General features: G+C 58.3%; 1 protein-coding gene. It reads left to right on the top strand.

The window, feature by feature from the left end; translation table 11 throughout:
- Positions 1–616: hypothetical protein (locus ACOCD2_RS24955; RefSeq protein WP_419626353.1), on the top strand; the 616-nt coding region annotated here is incomplete at both ends.

Genomic DNA, 616 nt, shown 5'->3' with positions numbered 1-616 from the left:
AGCTCGTTGCTGCTCCGTACTTGGCTCCCATATGACTGGACGCCGCGTTCGGAGGCCTACTTTGTTTTCCCTCTGGCGCAAGGCACGCCGGGAAAACAGTGCGGCCTCGCGGCTACTGGGGACTACCAGCCTTCGCTTCGCTCTCCATGGCTGGCAGCGTTTGCACCCCTGCTTGTCGCCTCGCTCGCGCTGGCTGGTTGCGCCAGTCCGCCTGAAGAAATGGGAACAGTGGCGGAATGTCCGCCACAGACACCGCAGCAAGATCCACGTCTCCCCCTTGCCGAAAAGGAAATCACTGACCTCAAGGCACAGGTCAACAGGCTGAAAAAAGAAGCTCTCGCACAGACGAAACAGTCACAGGAACTGCAGCTGCAACTGGCGGAAAGGCATTCCAGAATCCTGCAACTGCAGCTGGCGCTCGATCAGGCCGTTCAGGAAGTCGTACGGGCCAAGGCGCGGTTGCGCAGCCGCAACAGCAAGGCGGAAACCGTTGCCTGTCGGGTACCATGTGATTATATTACTGGCTCACGCAAAACCTGGAGGAAGCATAACGCCATGGTTATCCATCCACAAGCCCGTACAACACCAAAGCTGCGTGCTGAGATCAAGGCTCAAC

Origin of the sequence: Thiolapillus sp., assembly GCF_048562965.1 — a bacterium.
In the GTDB taxonomy this organism is placed as follows: Bacteria; Pseudomonadota; Gammaproteobacteria; order Chromatiales; family Chromatiaceae; genus Thiolapillus; species Thiolapillus brandeum_A.
Note: the sequence above shows the minus strand (reverse complement) of the source record. Positions and strands in the feature narration are given on the sequence as shown.